The 19392-nt window shown below is 27.0% G+C and carries 19 protein-coding genes and 1 rRNA gene; 2 read left to right on the top strand and 18 right to left on the bottom strand.

Annotated features, from left to right (window positions below):
* Positions 1-277: 277 nt before the first annotated feature.
* The 4 genes from gltX to Q7K47_10020 all read right to left on the bottom strand — a co-directional run bounded on the left by gltX (position 278) and on the right by Q7K47_10020 (position 4115).
* Positions 278-1789, bottom strand: coding sequence for a glutamate--tRNA ligase (gene gltX / locus Q7K47_10035; protein MDP0507532.1), 1512 nt, complete (start codon positions 1787-1789; stop codon positions 278-280).
* Between the two features lie 66 nt (positions 1790-1855).
* Positions 1856-2956 (bottom strand): peptide chain release factor 2, encoded by a 1101-nt coding sequence (gene prfB / locus Q7K47_10030; GenBank protein ID MDP0507531.1) that lies wholly within the window; start codon positions 2954-2956, stop codon positions 1856-1858.
* A 2-nt stretch (positions 2957-2958) separates the two neighbouring features.
* The gene (gene acpS, locus Q7K47_10025; GenBank protein ID MDP0507530.1) at positions 2959-3345 is read right to left on the bottom strand and encodes a holo-ACP synthase; all 387 of its coding nucleotides are present in this window, start codon (positions 3343-3345) and stop codon (positions 2959-2961) included.
* A gap of 8 nt (positions 3346-3353) precedes the next feature.
* Positions 3354-4115: a TatD family hydrolase gene (locus Q7K47_10020; protein ID MDP0507529.1), complete on the bottom strand. Its 762-nt coding sequence runs from the start codon at positions 4113-4115 to the stop codon at positions 3354-3356.
* 154 nt (positions 4116-4269) lie between these two features.
* On the opposite strand from Q7K47_10020, the gene Q7K47_10015 reads away from it, so the two are divergent.
* The gene (locus tag Q7K47_10015) at positions 4270-5562 is read left to right on the top strand and encodes an SLC13 family permease (GenBank protein ID MDP0507528.1); all 1293 of its coding nucleotides are present in this window, start codon (positions 4270-4272) and stop codon (positions 5560-5562) included.
* 82 nt (positions 5563-5644) lie between these two features.
* Positions 5645-6895: an aminotransferase class I/II-fold pyridoxal phosphate-dependent enzyme gene (locus Q7K47_10010; protein MDP0507527.1), complete on the top strand. Its 1251-nt coding sequence runs from the start codon at positions 5645-5647 to the stop codon at positions 6893-6895.
* Between the two features lie 85 nt (positions 6896-6980).
* Here Q7K47_10010 and rpsR read toward each other — a convergent pair whose 3' ends face one another.
* From rpsR to rrf, 14 genes are all read right to left on the bottom strand, one after another.
* Positions 6981-7199 carry a 30S ribosomal protein S18 gene (gene rpsR, locus Q7K47_10005; protein MDP0507526.1) on the bottom strand — a complete coding sequence of 73 codons (219 nt, stop codon included), beginning with the start codon at positions 7197-7199 and terminating at the stop codon, positions 6981-6983.
* Positions 7200-7241: 42 nt separating this feature from the next.
* Positions 7242-7526 (bottom strand): 30S ribosomal protein S6, encoded by a 285-nt coding sequence (rpsF, locus tag Q7K47_10000; GenBank protein ID MDP0507525.1) that lies wholly within the window; start codon positions 7524-7526, stop codon positions 7242-7244.
* Between the two features lie 92 nt (positions 7527-7618).
* Positions 7619-8689 (bottom strand): cell division protein FtsZ, encoded by a 1071-nt coding sequence (gene ftsZ, locus Q7K47_09995; protein ID MDP0507524.1) that lies wholly within the window; start codon positions 8687-8689, stop codon positions 7619-7621.
* Positions 8690-8709: 20 nt separating this feature from the next.
* Positions 8710-9972, bottom strand: a complete 1263-nt coding sequence (ftsA, locus tag Q7K47_09990; protein ID MDP0507523.1) for a cell division protein FtsA — start codon at positions 9970-9972, stop codon at positions 8710-8712.
* Entirely contained in the window at positions 9962-10654 is a 693-nt protein-coding gene (locus Q7K47_09985; GenBank protein ID MDP0507522.1) for a cell division protein FtsQ/DivIB, read from the bottom strand. The genes ftsA and Q7K47_09985 overlap by 11 nt, the downstream gene beginning before the upstream one ends.
* Before the next feature lie 15 nt (positions 10655-10669).
* The gene (locus tag Q7K47_09980; protein MDP0507521.1) at positions 10670-11542 is read right to left on the bottom strand and encodes a D-alanine--D-alanine ligase; all 873 of its coding nucleotides are present in this window, start codon (positions 11540-11542) and stop codon (positions 10670-10672) included.
* Positions 11543-11561: 19 nt separating this feature from the next.
* Entirely contained in the window at positions 11562-12401 is an 840-nt protein-coding gene (gene murB / locus Q7K47_09975) for a UDP-N-acetylmuramate dehydrogenase (GenBank protein MDP0507520.1), read from the bottom strand.
* A gap of 4 nt (positions 12402-12405) precedes the next feature.
* The gene (murC, locus tag Q7K47_09970; protein ID MDP0507519.1) at positions 12406-13752 is read right to left on the bottom strand and encodes a UDP-N-acetylmuramate--L-alanine ligase; all 1347 of its coding nucleotides are present in this window, start codon (positions 13750-13752) and stop codon (positions 12406-12408) included.
* Positions 13752-14819: an undecaprenyldiphospho-muramoylpentapeptide beta-N-acetylglucosaminyltransferase gene (gene murG, locus Q7K47_09965; protein ID MDP0507518.1), complete on the bottom strand. Its 1068-nt coding sequence runs from the start codon at positions 14817-14819 to the stop codon at positions 13752-13754. Before murG ends, murC begins: the two co-directional genes overlap by 1 nt.
* Positions 14816-16135 carry a UDP-N-acetylmuramoyl-L-alanine--D-glutamate ligase gene (murD, locus tag Q7K47_09960; protein MDP0507517.1) on the bottom strand — a complete coding sequence of 440 codons (1320 nt, stop codon included), beginning with the start codon at positions 16133-16135 and terminating at the stop codon, positions 14816-14818. The genes murG and murD overlap by 4 nt, the downstream gene beginning before the upstream one ends.
* Before the next feature lie 70 nt (positions 16136-16205).
* Positions 16206-17294 carry a phospho-N-acetylmuramoyl-pentapeptide-transferase gene (mraY, locus tag Q7K47_09955; protein MDP0507516.1) on the bottom strand — a complete coding sequence of 363 codons (1089 nt, stop codon included), beginning with the start codon at positions 17292-17294 and terminating at the stop codon, positions 16206-16208.
* Between the two features lie 9 nt (positions 17295-17303).
* Positions 17304-18584 (bottom strand): UDP-N-acetylmuramoyl-tripeptide--D-alanyl-D-alanine ligase, encoded by a 1281-nt coding sequence (gene murF / locus Q7K47_09950; protein ID MDP0507515.1) that lies wholly within the window; start codon positions 18582-18584, stop codon positions 17304-17306.
* A gap of 56 nt (positions 18585-18640) precedes the next feature.
* On the bottom strand, positions 18641-19204 hold the full coding sequence (locus tag Q7K47_09945; protein ID MDP0507514.1) for an HAD family hydrolase: 564 nt from the start codon (positions 19202-19204) through the stop codon (positions 18641-18643).
* 72 nt (positions 19205-19276) lie between these two features.
* A 5S ribosomal RNA gene (gene rrf, locus Q7K47_09940) occupies positions 19277-19392 on the bottom strand.

The following is a 19392-nucleotide window of genomic DNA, read 5'->3' as shown; positions in this document are numbered from 1 at the left end:
ATTGACTAGGTCAATTTTCTTACCATTTTGTTTCTTTAAACACCATTTAAGGTTTGCTTGCTTATCTTGTTAAACTTCTCTATTCTGTTGTTAATGTCCTTCGTTCGCTTCTCTTGCGGACAAGAAGTATAATACCACTTTTCACAACTTATGTCAACATTTTTTTTACTTTTATTTTTAGTTTTTTCATCAAAACTCATCCGACCCTTGTAATTATTAAATAAAAAAAGTTTCCCTTAGATTAATCTAAGGGAAACTTTTTTATAAATCTTTAAATTTATATATTATATTTTTTAATCATATTTTCTATTCTAGCAATAGTTCTTGTTTTTCCTATTACAAATATTAAATTATATAAATCTGCTCCTCTTGGTTCTCCTGTTAATACAGCTCTCAAAGGCATATATACTTTTCCTGGACCTTCTCCTATTTCTTCTAAAGTATCAGTTAACAACTTTTTAGCTGAATCTAACTCTATCTCTTCTGTTGGAAATTCTCTTAATTTTTCTAAAAATAACTTAATAGATTTTTTTCCTGTTTCATCTTCTATAGCTTTATGAAGTCTTTCTATTCCTTTTCTTTCTTTTTTATTCATATCTTCTTTTACTTCTGGTAAATCATAGTCATCTTTATAATATACAGCAGCTTCTTTAGCTATCTCTTTTAAAGTGTGGGCATGTTCTCTTAGTAATTCTACTATTCTTTCCATAGCCACTCTCTCATGAGAAGTCATTTGTTTTTCTACATATCCTTCCTCTATAAAGAATGGTGTAGCTAAATCTGTTAATTCTTTCAAATCTTTTAATCTCATATGTTGATTATTTATCCACCCTAATTTAACTAAATCAAAAACAGGTCCACCTAAAGAAACATTATCTATATTAAATGTATCCTTAAATTCTTGAAGACTAAATATTTCTTTTCCTTCTTTAAATGAATATGCCATCATTCCTAAGAAATTTAACAATCCCTCTTTTAAATATCCTTCTTCTTTATACCAATTTAAAGAAACTGGGTTTTTTCTTTTAGATATTTTAGTTCTATCGCTGTTTCTTAACAATGGCATATGAATAAATTCTGGTTGATCCCACCCAAAAGCTTTATATAATTGTATATGCTTTGGTGTTGATGATATCCATTCTTCTGCTCTAATAACTGTAGTTATTTCCATCAAATGATCATCTACAACATTTGCTAAATGATATGTTGGGTACCCATCCGCTTTCAATAATACTTGATCATCTATAATGCTGTTTTCAAACACTATATCTCCTCTTAATCTATCATGAACTATTGTCTGACCTTCATAAGGCATTTTTAATCTTATTACATAAGGCTCACCTGCATCTAATTTTGCTTTCACTTCTTCTTTAGACAAACTTCTGCAATGTCCATCATACCCTGGAGCTTTTTTCATTGCTTTTTGTCTTTCTCTTAAATTTGATAACCTTTCTGAAGTACAGAAACAATAATAAGCTTCACCTTTTTCTACTAGTGCTCTAGCATAATCTCCATACATGTCAAATCTTTCTGATTGCCTATAAGGACCGTAAGGCCCTAAAATATCTGGACCTTCACTCCAATTTAATCCTAGCCAGTTTAAAGAATCAAATATCATTTTTTCTGACTCTTTTGTTGATCTCACTTGATCTGTATCTTCTATTCTTAAAATAAATTCTCCGTTATTTACATGTGCAAAAGCTATATTAAACATAGCAATATATGCTGTCCCTACATGCGGATCTCCTGTTGGAGATGGCGCAACTCTTGTTCTTATTTTTTTTGTCATTGCTTTTCCCCCTATTCTATTTTCCTTATCTTGAAGTTTACCATAATTTAACCGATTTTTAAAGTACTATTTACTTTTCAACCATCTTAAATAAAAATTAATAAATTTATCTATTCCTCCATCCATAACCAATTTAACGTTACCTACTTCACAATTAGTTCTATGATCTTTGACTAACATATATGGTTGAAACACATACGATCTTATCTGATTTCCCCAACCTATTTCACTTTGCTCTCCTTGAATTTTTTTCATTTCAGCTTCTTTTTTTTGAATTTCTAAATCTAATAACTTTGATTTTAAAACTTTAATAGCTTTTTCTTTATTAAGAAGTTGAGATCTTTCTTGTTGACAAGTAGTTACTATTCCTGTTGAGAAATGAGTTATTCTAACTGCTGAATCCGTCATATTAACATGTTGGCCTCCTGCTCCTCCCGCTCTATAAGTATCAACTCTTATATCTTCTGGTCTAATTTTAATTTCTATATCGTTATCAACCTCTGGTAAAACATCAACAGAAGCAAAGGAAGTATGTCTTTTTTTATTTGCATCAAATGGTGATATTCTTACTAATCTATGGACACCTTTTTCTCCTTTTAAATACCCATAAGCTAAAGGACCTTCTACTAAAAATGTAATCGATTTTATACCCACCGAATCTCCTGGCATAAAATCCATTTGAGAAACTTTATATCTTTTACTATTAGTCCATCTTGTATACATTCGATATATCATTTCCACCCAGTCACAAGCTTCTGTTCCTCCCGCACCAGAATGAATAGTTACAATCGCATTATTACTATCATACTTCCCATCTAATAATAATTTAATATCTATTTCTTCTATTCTTTTTTTTAAGATTTTATGTTTTTTTAAAAGCTCTTCTTTAAATTCTTCTTCACCTGAATTTAAAAATTCAAAAATAAGTTCTTCTTCATCATATAGTTCCTGAATTTTATTATATTCATTAATTAATTCCTTATTCTGATTTATTTTATTTATTACTTCTTGACTATTCTTCTTATTACTCCAAAATCCTTCTGTTAAGGTTTCCTTTTCTAATTTTTTATTTTCCAAAACTCTACCGTCTAATTTTAAAGTTTGTCTTATATTTTCAATAGCTTCTTTGAAACTTTGAAACTCTCTACTCATTTCCAATACATCAATCATTATTTTTTCACCTCATTTTCTTTTGTAAAAACAATGGCTGTAGAAACTGCATATTCTTTACAATGAGATATAGAAACCTCCACTAAATATTTTTCTTCATAAGCTTTTATATTGTTTTTAAATTTTATGATAGGTTTCCCTAAATCATCATTTATAATTTCTATATTTGAAAATGTAATCTCTCTCATCCCTGTTCCAAAAGCTTTTGAAATAGCTTCCTTGGCTGCAAATCTTCCTGCATAGGTTTCAGCTTTATTTCCTTTTTCCCCTATCAGATGAAGTTCTTCCGAAGAATAAACCTTTTCTAAAAACTTTACATTTTTTATCGCTTTTTTTATTCTCGATATTTCTATTATATCAGTTCCTAATCCCAAAAAATGTTTCATATAATCTCCTATTTTATATTATATATTTTTTTTGCATTTCGAGTAGTTATCTCAACTACTTCTTCAAATGTAATTCCTTTCAATTCAGCTATTTTTTTAGCCACATACTTTACATTCAAAGGAATATTTCTTTTTCCTCTAAATGGAACTGGTGATAAATATGGAGAATCTGTTTCTAAAACCACTCTATTTATATCTATTTCCTTTAAAAATTTTACTGTTTTTTTTGAATTTTTAAAAGTCAAAACTCCTCCAATTCCAAAATAATATCTATCAGAAATTTTCAAAGCACTCTCAATACTCCCTGGAAAGCAATGAAATATTCCCTTTACATCTGGGTATTCTTCTAAAATATTTAATGTGTCTTCCATTGCCTCTCTAGAATGTATCACTACAGGTTTTTTATGTTTCCTTGCTAATTCCATTTGTCTTATAAAAATTTTCTTTTGATATTCTTTATCAGTCACCATCCAATGATAATCTAAACCTATTTCTCCAATAGCAACAACTTTTTCTTCTTCATTTAATAGTTTTTCTATTTTTTTCTCTACTTCAATATTATAAGTTTCAATTTCAGTTGGATGAATTCCAATTGCTGCATATATAAACTTTTGATTTTTAGCATATTCTACGCTTTTTTCTGAAGAAACTAGGTTATATCCTACATTTACTATAAATTCCATTTTTTCTGATATTTTTCTTAAAATATTTTCTCTATCTTCATCATATTGTTCATCGTCCATATGACAATGAGTATCTACCATCTTCATAAAATTCCCTTCCCTTTTTTTATAATCATTATATCATAATCATTTGTATTTTTTTTATTTTACCATAAAAATAGATAGAAGTTTGATTTTTACTAGATTTGATGATAAACTTATAAAGATTTTACTTTAAATATTAAACAATTAGGAGGATTTTATGCTTTTTAACCCCGTAATCATTTCAGTAACAATTATGATGATTTTATGTATTTTAAGAACAAATGTAATCATAGCTATTTTAATTTCTGCATTAACAGCAGGTCTCTCTTCAGGAATGGGACTTAGCGAAACTATGAGTATCCTAATCAAAGGAATGGGAGGCAACTCTGAAACTGCTCTTAGTTATATTTTACTTGGAACCTTAGCTGTTGCTATTAATAATTCTGGTCTAGCCAATATTATTTCTCTTAAGATTTTTAAGATAGTTAAAAATAAAAAATATATACTTATTTTTATAATCGCTTCTTTAGCTTGCCTTTCCCAAAATCTTATTCCTGTTCATATAGCTTTTATACCTATTTTAATTCCGCCTCTTTTAACTTTAATGAATAAATTAAAAATAGATAGACGAGCTGTAGCTTGCGCTTTAACCTTCGGACTTAAAGCCCCTTATATTGCTTTGCCTGTTGGATTTGGACTTATTTTTCAAACTATAATTCGAGATCAATTAATTGCCAATGGTGTTTCTATCACCTTAAAAAATATTTCAGCTGTTAATTGGACATTAGGACTTGGTATGTTTTTTGGTCTTTTATTTGCCTTATTTATTTCCTATAAAAACCCCAGAGAATATAAGGATTTTACTACCTCTAATCAAAATGAAGATTCTCAATTTACTAAAAAGCATGCACTCGCAACTTTAAGTACTCTTTTGGCTTTTGGTATCCAACTAAAAACTGGTTCTTTACCTTTAGGAGCTTTATTTGCTTTAATCTTTATGTCCATCACAAAAGTTATTCCTAGAAATTTATTTGATGACACTCTTAATGAAGGGGTTAATTTAATGGGATTTATAGCCTTTGTTATGCTTGTTGCTGCTGGTTTTGGAAATGTAATTAGGGAAACTGGAGCTGTTCCAACTTTAGTCCAAAGCATCATACATATAATAGGAAATAATAAAATACTTGGAGCAAGTTTAATGCTTCTTATCGGTTTATTTATAACTCTTGGAATAGGTACTTCTTTTGGCACTATTCCTATATTAGCTGTAATCTATTGTCCTTTAGCTTTAAAATTAGGTTTTTCTCCTCAAGGAATAGCTATTTTAATTTCCGCTGCAGGAGCTCTAGGAGATGCTGGATCTCCTGCCTCGGACTCTACATTAGGTCCCACTTCCGGATTAAACTCAGATAACCAGCATAATCATATTTGGGATACTTGTATTCCTACTTTTTTACACTTTAATATTCCTTTAATTATTTTTGGGATTTTAGGAGCATTTATTTTCTAAATTTATTGAAATTTCTTAATCTTGAATTGACTTTTCGTGTATCTTCGTGTATACTTGTGTATAAACAAGGTAGGAGGTTAATATGTTAGCAAAAAAAATAATCGGTAAAAAACTTGGAAAAGGTGCTTTTGCTATGGCTAGACAAGTTAAAGAACTAAAAAAAACAATTGATAATTCTCAAATTATAAATTCTACAATTGGTACTTTCTTTGATGACAAAGAAAATTTATTGATCTTTGATACAGTAGACAAACTTTATAAACAACTACCGGCAATTGATATATTTGGATATGCAGCAGGAGTTAGCGGTTCTTTAGAATATAAAGAAGCTGTTAAGAAAGATATCTTAAACAATCATATAGATGAATTTAATAAAAATAATACTTACGTAGATGTTACTGCTACTGCTGGAGGAACTGGAGCTATCCACAATACATTTAAAGGATACGCTGAAGAAGGAGATACAATTCTTCTACCTAATTTTATGTGGGAAGCTTATATAAGTCTTACTCAAGCAGACAACTTAAATTATGAAACTTACAATTTATTTTCAAATAATTCATTCAATTTAAAAGATTTTTCAGAAAAACTTTTAACTCTTATAAAAAAACAAAAAAAAGTCATTATTGTTATAAATGATCCTTGTCAAAATCCAACAGGATATTCTCTTTCATTCGAAGAATGGAAATCCGTTGTAGAAATTTTAAAAAAAGCTTCATCTTATGGAGAAATAATACTACTTAACGATATTGCTTATATTGACTATGATTTTAGAGGCCGAGATCTTTCAAGAAAACATTTTTCTTTATTTTCAGGGTTGCCTAAAAATATTCTAGTAATTTTAGCTTACAGTATGTCTAAATCTTTTACTTGCTATGGGCTAAGAACTGGAGCTCAAATTGCTATTTCTACTTCTAAAGAGGTTATATCTGAATTTTCTTATTCTTCTGAGTTTTTATGCCGTACTTCTTGGTCTAATATTTCAAAAGGTGGAATGGCAATTTTAAATGAAATTTTTAATAACGATAGTTATTATAATGAAATTGATACTACTCGAAAAAAATGGATTGATTTGTTAAAAGAAAGATCTAATATATTTATTAAAAATGCAAATAAAGAGAATTTAGAATATTGCCCTTTTAAAGGTGGATTTTTTATAACTATACCTATAAGTGAAAATAAAGATGAAATAGTTAAATTTTTAGTTAATAACAATATTTTTGTTTTACCTTTGAAAAATGGTATAAGAATTGCCCTTTGTAGCGTTCCTAGTGAAAAATTAAAAAAGCTACCAAAAGAAATTAAAAAAGCTATACAATATTTTAAAAAATAAACCATATTAAAAAATAAGAGGTCATCATTAAAATGATGACCTCTTATTTTTATAAAAAAAAGCACATAAATGTGCTTTTTTAATATTATTTTTCTGTTCTTGTATATGGAATTAAAGCAATATTTCTAGCTCTTTTAATAGCTTTAGCTATTTTTCTTTGTAACTTTGCATTAGCACCAGTTACTCTAGATGGATTGATTCTTCCTTTATCAGATACAAATCTTTTTAAAAGATCTACATTTTTATAATCAATTTCAGATGCTTTAACTCTTAATTTAGCTCTTCTTCTTCTATAATCAGCCATTTTATAATCCCTCCTTTAAAATAAACGTTAAATACCTTACAATTAGTCTTGCTTCACTAGAATATATCTCATTACTGATTCAGTAATATTAAGTTTTCTTTCTACATCAACTAATTTTGTACCGTCCATTTCTAAAGTAGTTAGTACATAAAATCCTGTTTTCTTTTTATCTATAGGATAAGCTAACTTTCTTTCTCCCCATTTTTCTGTTTTAGCAACTACTGCTCCTGCCTCTGTTAAGATTTCATTAACTTTAGCAATTACCGCTTCTCTTGCTTCTTCTAATACAGTTGGGTTGATAATGTACATAATTTCATATTTTCTCATTTTTATACCTCCTCCCTATGGTTATAAGCCCAAATCATTCATTTGAGCAGGGTCTTGTTATTTTAACATATTATACATTCTTTTTCAAGCTTTTATTTATTACTTCTAATCCATGGTGGTAAATCGATATCTTGCTTCTGTTGATTCTCTTCCCCTTGAATAGTTTCTCCATTGTTATCCTTTGTATTCTTAGATACATTTATAAAAGGTTCATTTTTTTCAACTTCATCCATAAAATTGTTTGCTATTATTGTTACTTCTATTCTTTCTTTTAATTCATTATCTATATTAACACCAAACATTACATCATCAGCATCTTTTCCCGCAGCTTCTCTAACTATATTTGCTATTGATTGAGATTCCATAAGAGTTAAATCTCCTGATCCTGAAATATTTAAAAGGATTTTACTTGCTCCAGATATAGATTTTTCCAATAATGGAGACATTAAAGCTTTCTCTGTTGCCTTCATAGCCCTATTTTCACCTTCTCCATCTCCAAATCCTAAAACTGCTACTCCTGAATTTTCCATTGTAGTTTTTATATCTGCAAAATCGAGATTTATTAGTCCATTTCCAATAATAAGATCTGCTACTCCTTTTATTCCTATTTTTAGAATATTATTTGCTTCTTTAAAGGCATTCTGTAATGTTATTGTTTTATCAGGTAGTTCAAATAATTTATCATTAGGAATAACCACTAAAGAATCTACATATTGTCTTAACTCTTCTATTCCTCTTTCTGCATTATTTCTTCTTCTTCCACCTTCAAATCCGAAAGGTTTAGTTACTACTCCTACTGTTAATATTCCTAATTCTTTAGCCACTTTTGCTATAACAGGAGATGAACCAGTTCCTGTTCCTCCACCCATTCCGGCTGTTATAAATAACATATCTGTTTCATCTAATAACTGTTTTAATTTTTCAGTATCTTCTTCTGCTGCTTCTTTTCCCACTTCTGGGTTAGATCCTGCTCCTAACCCTCTAGTTAACTTTTCTCCTAATTGAATTCTTACATCTGCTAAAGATTTATCTAAATCTTGTGCGTCAGTATTGGCCGCTATAAACTCTACACCTGCTACTCCAGCTGTTATCATATCATTTATAGCATTTCCTCCTGCTCCTCCTGCTCCAAGAACTTTTATTCTTACGATGTTATCCGCCATAAAAACTACCTCCTGCTAAATTATATAAAATTAGAAAACCATGTTTTTATTCTCTTAAATTTCTCTTTTTTTATTTTTTTATTTTTCTCTTCTATTTCAAGCTTTTCTTCTGTTATTTCTTCTTTTAATTCTTCCTCTTGTTTATTTTTTTTAAGTTCTTCTATTTTATTATACTCTTGTTCCATAACTTCTATCAATATTCCTATACATACTGACATTTCTGGTTTAGAATCCTCAATTCCTGAAATTGATATAGGATACAATCTCCTTACTGGATATCCCAAATTTCCTTTAATCCAATCATACATCTCATCTATTCTAGTTACTCCCCCTGTTAAACAAATTCCTTTTCCTAAATAACCAGTAAAGCCTGAATCTTGAATTGTATTTCTTATAAATTTAACAAAATCATCTGTTCTTGCATTTATTGCATCTACTATATTTTTAGTGGATACTTTTCTGTTACCAATAGTAAATACTTCTTCTAAATCTTTGGAAGCCATTGCTTTATTCATTATATCTATCGCTTCTTCCTTTGATATCTTATAAATGTACTCCAAATCACTAATATAATGCATCCCTCCTAGAGATAGAGACTTAACATAAATCATTTTATTATTTTTATAAATTATTATATCTGTTGTTCCTTCTCCTATATCTATTAAAGCAACTCCCTTATCCTTATCTTCTAAACTTAAAGTTGCTCTAGAAGCTGCATATGCATTAAGATAAATTCCTTCTACTTCCATTTCTGCTCTTATTACAACTTCTTTTAATTTATTTATTTCTTCTGTTTTTGCTAATACTAAATGAATATCTCCTTGAAGTTCCTTTCCTAATAATCCTACTGGATTTTTAACAATTCCCGCATTATCCACTCTAAGATTATAGTACTCTTTTTTCAAAATTTCTTCATCCTCATATTTCAATTCTTTTTTAGCTAATTCATATAATTGCTCTAAATCTTTCTCTTCTATTTCTTTCTCTTCTTCAAAAGGTAATCTTATATTTGCTGTTCTAGAACATACATTAGTTCCCCCAACTCCTAAATTTACTTTTTCAATACTTATTTCTAAGCTATCTTCTATCAAGCTTTTTGCTTTTTTTATACTTTCACTCAAAAGGCTTGGGTTTTCAATTATACTCTTCTTTATTCCTTCACTTTTCACTTCTACATATTTTAATACTCGTAGCTTAGATCCATCTTCACTTAATTCTCCTGCTAACATTTTTATCTTTGCATTTCCTATATCTAGAATAAATTTTAAAATATTATTTCCCATTTTTATCCTCCATATACTTAAGAACATAATCTTTAAATCTGATATCTATATACTCTATTCTTTTTTCTTTCGATAAATTAAGATATAAACATTCTGATATGTAATATTTTTCAGGATCTACTTCTAAATTCGTTTTAATTATAGTTCCATCTAATAAAATCATATTTATGCAATGCTTTCCATCCCTATATATTTGAGAAAGCATCCTTTTTAATTGACTTTTTTCTAATTTTTTAATTAATATAATTAACGGTAAAATTTCTTCTTTTGATTTCACACATATAATTGGAACATCCAATAGCTTCTTATCATTAATTTTACCACATATTTCCCCGTTTTTATCAAGTAAATATATTTCTTTTTTATATTGTAAATAATAATTTATTTCTTTTTCCTTTACTCCAACACTTAGAATTCCTAGTTTATTTACATTTATTTTTATTTTTTCAATTCTTCTATCCTCTAAAATAGAATTTTCTAAACTAGTAAAATCAATAAAATTAATATTTTTATTAAGCAATTTTTTTTCTATCTTTTTTAATTTCATATATAGCTGACTCTCAGCACCTTCTATTTTTATTGATTTTATTCTAAAAATATCCTTATTTAAAAAATAAATATTTATATCTGATATTACTCTAAAAAAACAAAATAAAATCATTAGCCTAATAATCAACTTCAAACTATCACCTATCTTTTATAAATTTGCTTCTTCTATTGTTTTTCTAACTAAATCATCAAAAGTATATCCTTTTAACGTAGCTAATTTAGGAACTAAGCTTGTTTCTGTCATCCCTGGACAGCTATTAACTTCTAAAAAATAAATATCTCCATTCGATAAAATGAAATCACTTCTTGATATCCCTTTCATTTTTAAACTATTATGAATTATTGTAGCATATTCCATTGCTTTTTTATAGTATTTATTCTCTATAATCGCTGGATATTCATACTCGGTCATTCCCTTCGTATATTTTGATTTATAATCATAAAGACCTTCTTTAGGTTTTATTTTTAAAACACCTAAAGCCTCTCCTTGAATAACTCCAACTGTCAACTCTTCACCTTTTATAAATTCTTCTATTGTAACCTCTTTCCCTTCTAAATTGATAAGAGCATTTTTTATATCATTCAAATCATCACAAATATAAAGACCGACACTAGATCCTTCTATTACAGGTTTAACAACCACAGGAAATTCTTTTATTTTATTTATTTCCTCTACTTTATAAGTTTTCGGAACTTTTATTCCCTCGCTAATCGCTATTTTTTTAGTTAAATCTTTGTCCATAGAAATAGCACTACTTATCATTGATGATCCTGTATATTTTTTACCTAATATATCTAATAATCCTTGAATCCTTCCATCTTCTCCAAATATTCCATGAAGTGCTAAAAATGCAATATCATATTCTTTTTCTAAAAAAGCTTTTAATATATTTTCCTTGTTTAATTCTATACCATAAGCATTATAACCTTGTCTTAAAAGACTTTTTAAAATTGCTTTTCCTGTTTTTATAGAAATTTCTTTTTCTGATGAAATTCCTCCCATAAATACACCTATCTTCAATTTAGTCCTCCTATAGATTTTATTTTAAAATTATGATTTCTTTTTCTAATTTAATTCCAGTTTTTTTATATACTTCTTCTATTACATAATTTATTAAATTAATTACATCTTCAAAAGAAGCGTTTCCATTATTTACTATAAAATTTGGATGTTTCATGGAAACTTGAGCCTGACCTACTCGCTTTCCTTGTAATCCAGATTCAATTATTAATTTAGCCGCAAAAAATCCTTTTGGATTTTTAAAGGTACTTCCTAAATTAGGTTTTTCTATTGGATGATTTTTATTTCTTTTATTTCTTTTTTCTTGAACGATTTCTCTTTTAAACCCTTTCTCAAAAATAAAATTAACACTTAAAATTATCCATTTTTTTTCTTTTATTTCTGTATTCCTATATTCAACCATTAAATCCTTTTTATTTATTATTCTAATATTTTTTTTATTATCTAAACATTCAACTGATTCAATGCAATCAAAAATTTCCTTTCCATAAGCTCCACCATTCATATAAACTATTCCACCAACTGTCCCTGGAATTCCTGATAGTTCTTCAATTCCTGATAAATTACTTTGTTCTAAATATTTGATTAGAGTCCCAAAATCTAATCCAGCTTCTACATTTAATCTAAAATCATCTATTTTTGTTATTTTTTTTAATTTTTTTAATGAAATAAAATCAATATTTAAAAACTTGTCGTTGAATAATGTATTTGTTCCATTTCCTATTATAAAGAAATTATCTGATTTTTCTACAACATCTAACACTTCCATTTTATTTTCTATTTCAATAAAACTTCTAGCTTTTCCTCCTATTTTCATATTAGAGTGCTTTTTCATATTATAGTTTTTTGATATTATCATTAGTTTATTTCCCTTCTATTTTTTTTGCAAATCTATGAGCTATCAATGATATACTTCCAGCCCCCATAAATATATCTACCTTTTTCTTTTCTCCTTTAAGAAGTTCTTTCTCTAATTCTTTTTCTTCTTTAATTATTTTAACATTAGGATGATTAATTTTTTTTGCTAATTTCTCTAAAGATATTCCAAAATCATCTTTTTCCCCAGCACTGTACACTGGCAATAAAATCAATTGATTTGCTTTTTCAAAAACCCCTTCAAATTTTTCTAATAAAAATTTCATTCTACTAAATCTATGAGGTTGAAATATTACAGTGATATTTTCTTTTTCTATACTTTTTGCTCCTTCTAATGTAGCCCTTATTTCTGTTGGATGATGAGCATAATCATCAATTATTTTATATTTTTTATTATCTAGTAGAATATCATATCTTCGTTTTGCCCCTGTAAATTTATCTATCTTTTCTTTTACTTTTTCTATATCAATCCCCATCTTTATTGCTAAATAAATAACAGGTAAAGAATTATATATATTGTGCTTCCCTGGAATAGACAATACAAATTCTCCTATAAATTTTTGTGAAATAAAGACATCAAAATAAGTTTTATCTTTTTTTACTTTTATATTTTCTGCATATATATCTGCGCTTTTATTTTCAAGACTATATGTTTTTATTTTTTTTAAATCATTAATCTCGTATATAATTTCTTTTAAATTTAAACAATCCAAACAAGCAATAACTTCATTCTTTGTTTGACATATAAACTTATAGAAAGATTTTTTTATATTTTCTAAAGAACCATGTTTTTCCATATGATCTTCTTCTATATTTGTTATTACTGAATACGATGGCTTCATATATAAAAAAGAATTATCACTTTCATCTGCTTCAGCTATAAAATATTGTCCTCGACCATATTTTGAATTTGATTTTATTTCTGAGACTATTCCACCTACAACTATCGTTGGTTTTTTTTCTAATGCTACTGTCGCTAACATTGAACTTGTTGTAGTTTTTCCATGAGTTCCTGCAACAGCTATTCCAATTTTTTTATTTAATAACTTAGCTAATAGTTCTCCTCTTTTTAATATTACTAATTTTTCTTTTAATGCTTTTGCATATTCAGGATTCTTTTCAGATATTGCTGTTGAAACTATTATTGTATCTGCATCCTTAATGTTTTTTTCATTATGAGAATAATATATTCTAATTCCTTTTTTTTCCATTTCTTTTGACATATAATTTTCTTTTAAGTCTGATCCTGAAACTTCATATCCTAGCTCTAACATTATTTTAGCTAATCCACTCATTCCTATCCCATTTATTCCTATAAAAAATATATTTTTCATTATTTTTTCCCCCAAATATCTAAACTTTCAACAATTTCAATAGCAGCATTAGAATATTTCAATGATCTTATTTTTAATTTCATTTTTTCTAATTTATCTTTACTTTTTAATAGTTCAATGACTTCCTCTATAGCATCATTTATTTCACTATTTTTATATATAATAGCACCTGCTCTTTCCTTAAGTACTATAGCATTTTCATATTGTCCAACTTTAACAGAGTTGAAAGGTATTAATACCGAAGGTTTATTTAATTCTATTAGCTCAGATATTGTTAAGGCCCCTGCTCTGCAAATAACTAAATCGGAAGCACTCATTATATTTATTATATTTTCAAAATATGGTTTAATTACATGATTTTTTATTTTTCCTTCTAGTTTTTTTACAATTTCTCTATAATTTTTCTTTCCCGTAGCCCAATAAATTTTTATATTTTTTTCTTCCAGTAATATATCCCAATTTTCTAAAAATCCTTCATTTATACTTTTAGCCCCTAGACTTCCTCCAGTCACTAACAATATTTTTTCTTTTTTTATTCCTAATTTTTCTTTTTCTTCTAAAGAAACAATATTATATATTTCATTTCTCAAAGGATTTCCTGTAACTTTAAATTTATTTTGATATTTTATAGGAATATCTTCATATGTTTTTTCAAACGCTAAAAAAGTTTTTTTAGCAAACCTATAAAACAATCTATTAACTAATCCTATGCTAGCATTTTGTTCTTGAAGATAAACTTTTTTTCTTAATAAAACTCCTGAAAAAACTATTGGAAAAGATATATAATTCCCAAATCCTATTATTGCACTTGGTTTTTCTTTTTTTATTATTTTTATCGCTTCAAAAATAGCTTTTAATCCCTTTATTATATTTGAAATAGAATTAAAAGGTAATATATTTAATCCTAAATATTTAAAGCCTTCATTTGGAACCATTTCTTTTTCCATCCTAGTTGAACTTCCAATAAAAAGTATTTCTACATTTTTTTTTCTTAATTCTTTAGCTACTGATAAAGCTGGATAAATATGACCTCCTGTTCCTCCTGTTGTTATAATAACTTTTTTCACAGTCTTTCTCCTTGTTTAAAATTTTCCATGACAATTTTTTTAAAAACTTCTCCTCTTTGTTCAAAAGACTTAAATTGATCAAAACTTGATGTTGATGGAGACAATAATACTACTTCTTTTTCATCTTTTATTTTATTTCTTAAATCTTTTAATGATTCTTCTATAGTATTTAAACTATTAATTTTTTCTAAAGAATAACCCACTTTTAATAATGAATCCTTTAGTCTTGCCGCCATCTTCCCAATAAGATATACTTCTTTTATATTCTCTTTTATTAATTCTGATAAATTTTCTAAAGGTAACCCTTTATCTTTTCCTCCACATATTAATATAGAGCCTTTGTAAGCTTCTATAGCAAATTTTGTAGATTCTAAATTAGTTCCTTTAGAATCATTAACAAAAACTGTATTCTTCCATTTATAAAACCTTTCCATTCTATGTTCTAAAGATTTTGTTTTAGTTAAAAATTTAATTATTAATTCATCCGAAACATTAAATTCTTTAGCTACTGAAATTATAAATAAAACATTTTCAATATTATGTTTACCTTTTAATGATAGCAATTCTGCTTTAATTATCTTTTTACCTTCATAAATTATATTTTCTCCATCATAGTAGCATTTTGCCTTTTCACAATTTTTTGAAATTGTAACTCCAATTTTTTTACTTTTTAATTTTTTTGTTCTTTTTACTAAATTTTCATCGTTTAAGTTAATTATAAATAAATCATTTAAATTCTGATTCTTAAATATATTAAGTTTTGTATCATAATAATCTTCTACCCTATCATATCTATTTAAATGATCTGGTGATAAATTTACTATCAAAGCTATATCTGGTTTAAAATGTTTTACATTCTCCAATTGAAAAGAACTACATTCTAAAACTATGCAATCTAAATCATTTTGCTCCACTAAAAGTTCCGCAAACGATTTTCCTATATTTCCTGCGAATTCTGCTTTAATTCCAGCTTCTCTTAATATCTCTTTTATTTTAGTTGTAACTGTTGTTTTTCCATTACTTCCTGTTACTGCCACTATTTTTGTTTTTAATTTTTCCTTTTTTAAATATCTATAAGCTAACTCAATTTCATCTATTACTTCAATTTTTTTTTCTTTACACAACTTTAATAAATTGTTATACGGTACCCCTGGACTTTTAATAAATAAACTTATTTCATCTATTAATTTTTCAGCTTTTTCTGAAGAAATTCCACTATTATCATCAACTATTATTGGAATATCTCCTTGTAATTCAAGTAATTTTTTAGCTCCTTTTCCACTTACGCCATTTCCAAAAATCATAACTTTCTTCACTTTTTTTCCTCCAAAATTATTCTTCAAAAATATACGATAAAAACCATGGAGAACCCCCATGGTTGCTTAATTATAAAATTCCTCTTAATCTTACCACTCCTAATGCTACTATCCCAAACAATAAAGATATAATCCAAAACCTTAATGTTACCTTATTTTCTGGAATATCCATTAATTCAAAATGATGGTGAATAGGAGCCATTTTAAAAATTCTTTTCTTTCTAACTTTATAAGATCCTACTTGCAATATTACTGATATAGCTTCTATTACAAATATTCCACCTATAAGTGGCAATAATAATTCTTGCTTTAGCAAGACTGCTATAACACCAATTATTCCGCCTAAAGTAAGAGAACCGGTATCCCCCATAAATATTTGAGCAGGATAACAATTGTACCACAGAAATGCTAATCCTGATCCTATAATAGTTGATAAAAATACCATTATTTCCCCTGCACCTTCTATGTAGAATAATCTAAGATGAGAGCTCATTTCTATATGACCACTAAAATAAGCTATTGTTGCTAATATAGAACAACTTATAATAACTGGCATTATTGCTAATCCATCTAATCCATCCGTTATATTAACTGCATTAGATGTTCCATTTATAACTATCATTATAAACACAAGCATAATTAAACTACCCACATAGAAATAAGAATTATGTATCAAAGGATTGATTATAGAAAAATCTATTATGTTGCTTGAAGTTAACCCAAATTCTTTTATAAAAATCCAAACTATTGCTGAAATTAAACTTTGACCAAATAACTTTTTTTTACCTGAAAGTCCATCTTTATTGACTGTAAATTTCTTATAATCATCTATAAACCCTATAGAACTAAATAATATAGTTATTACAACCAATAATACTGTATATTTATTTCTTAAATTTCCAACTATTAAGTTAGTCATTAAAGCTCCTAAAATTAATAGAACTCCTCCCATTGTTGGAGTTCCTTTTTTAGAATAGTGTGAAACTGGTCCACATTCTCTTATTTTTTCTTTTAATTTTTTTCTTTTTAAATAATTTATAAAAGGGTGCCCCAATATAATAACTATTAAAAAAGACAAAACAAATCCCACAAAAGCTCTTAAATAAATAGATTTAAAAAAATCTAACCTACTGTAAAGTATTCCTAAAGTATATAACATTAATTTCTCCTATTCTATAATTTCCCAAAGTTGATTAAAGTTAGATCCTTTAATCAATATTAGTTTATTTTTAAATTCTTTACTTATTAACTCTTTTATATCAGTTTTTTTTCTAAAAAAAATTATTTTTTTCTTATCATCTATTCTTTGTAACGCCTTTTCCATTCTATCTCCATATAAGATTACCTTCAAAAAATCCTTATTTATTGCATACTTTATCACTTCTACATGAAAATCTATTTCTCTTGCTCCTAGTTCTCCCATATCAGCAAGAATAACTACTTTTTCTTTTGTAGTTTTAAATTTTTCAAAAGTATTTAATGAATATTTCATAGAAATTGGGCTTGCATTATAAGAATCATTAATAAACGTAATCTCATCTTTTAAAATTTTTTGAAATCTCATAGGAGTTATTTCTATTTTTCCTAATCCTTTTTTTATTTCCTGAGTTGTCAACCCTATAATTTTAGACATCCCTATACTTAATGCTGTATTTATACAATTATGTTTCCCATAAATATTAGACTTATATTCTTCGTTGTTTAACTTGAAGAAAATTCCATTTTCCTCTAAGTTGTAATCAGAAATTCTAAATTCATTATATGAATTAAACCCAACTTTTCTACCTTTTAAAGATTTTAAGTAAGGATCATCACCAAAAAATAAAAGATTTGATTCTTCAACATAATCTTTAACTTTACTTTTTTCTAAAAAAACATTTTTTCTATTTTTCATAAACGCTAAATGTGAATCACCTATATTGGTTATTATTGAATAATCTAAATTAGCTATTTCACATAATTTTTTGATTTCGCCAAAATTGCTCATTCCCATTTCTATTATTCCAAAATTATCTTTTTCATTTATTTGCAATATTGTAAAAGGTACCCCTATATGATTATTATAATTTCCCTCTGTTTTTTTTGTGTTATATTTTATTGATAATATTGAATATAATATATCTTTAGTCGTAGTTTTACCATTACTTCCAACAATTCCAATAAGTTTTACTGGTAATTCTTTTCTATATTCTTTTGCTATATTTTGCAAAGATTTTATTACATTTTCTACAACTAAAACTTTTGAATTATTTTCCCATTTTTTATCTTCAGAAATGACTAACGAAACTCCTTTTTTTAATACCTCACCTATATAATTTTTTCCATTATTTATAGCAAAAAATATATCTCCTTTTTGAACTTTTCTACTATCCATTTGAACTTTTCTTATATGTGTTATTTCATTATTTATTTTATATAGATTCCTAATAACTTCAAGTAATTTAATCATAATCCATCCTTTTTATTCTATCATTTTTAGCTATCTTGTTACAACCAAAATAAAATTTATTTTTTACTTTTTTCAAAAAGTTTTTTTGAAAACTCATCTAAGTTTTTAAATATCTTAACTTTATCTTTAAAACTTTTTTTCATTAATTTTTCTTGTTCTTCACCTAACAAAATAGGCGTAACTCCTGATTTTATACCTGCAATTACATCTGATAATTTATCGCCAACCATAAAAGATTTAGACTTATCTATATTATATTCTTCTATCCCTTTTAATATCATTCCAGCATTAGGTTTTCTACAATTACACTCTTTTTTATATTCTCCAATTCCTTTAATGGGATGATGTGGACAATAATAAGATTTTTCTATTTTTACCCCGTGACCTAAAAGCAATAATTCTATATATTTAGTTAACTCTTTAAATTCTTTTTCTGTATAATAACCTCTTCCTATTCCAGACTGATTAGTTACTATAATTAATATATACCCCAAATCAATAAATCTTTTTAATGCTTCTATTGCATTTTCTTCAAATTCAAACTCTTCTTTCTTGTAGAGATATCCTTTATCTATATTTATAGTCCCATCTCTATCTAAAAATATCGCTTTTTTTTTCATATAATATTATCTCCTTAAAATAATCTTTCACTGCACTATATAATATCATATTTTTCCAAAAAATAAAAAAAAGATTGGCAAGTTCTTATCCTCCCAGAGGGCTGCCCCCCAAGTACTTTCAGCGTTTATGAGCTTAACTTCTAGGTTCGGTATGTTACTAGGTGTACCCTCATAGCTATTCTTGCCAA

This window comes from Fusobacterium sp. JB019, assembly GCA_030673965.1.
Taxonomy (GTDB): Bacteria; Fusobacteriota; Fusobacteriia; order Fusobacteriales; family Fusobacteriaceae; genus Fusobacterium_B.
Note: the sequence above shows the minus strand (reverse complement) of the source record. Positions and strands in the feature narration are given on the sequence as shown.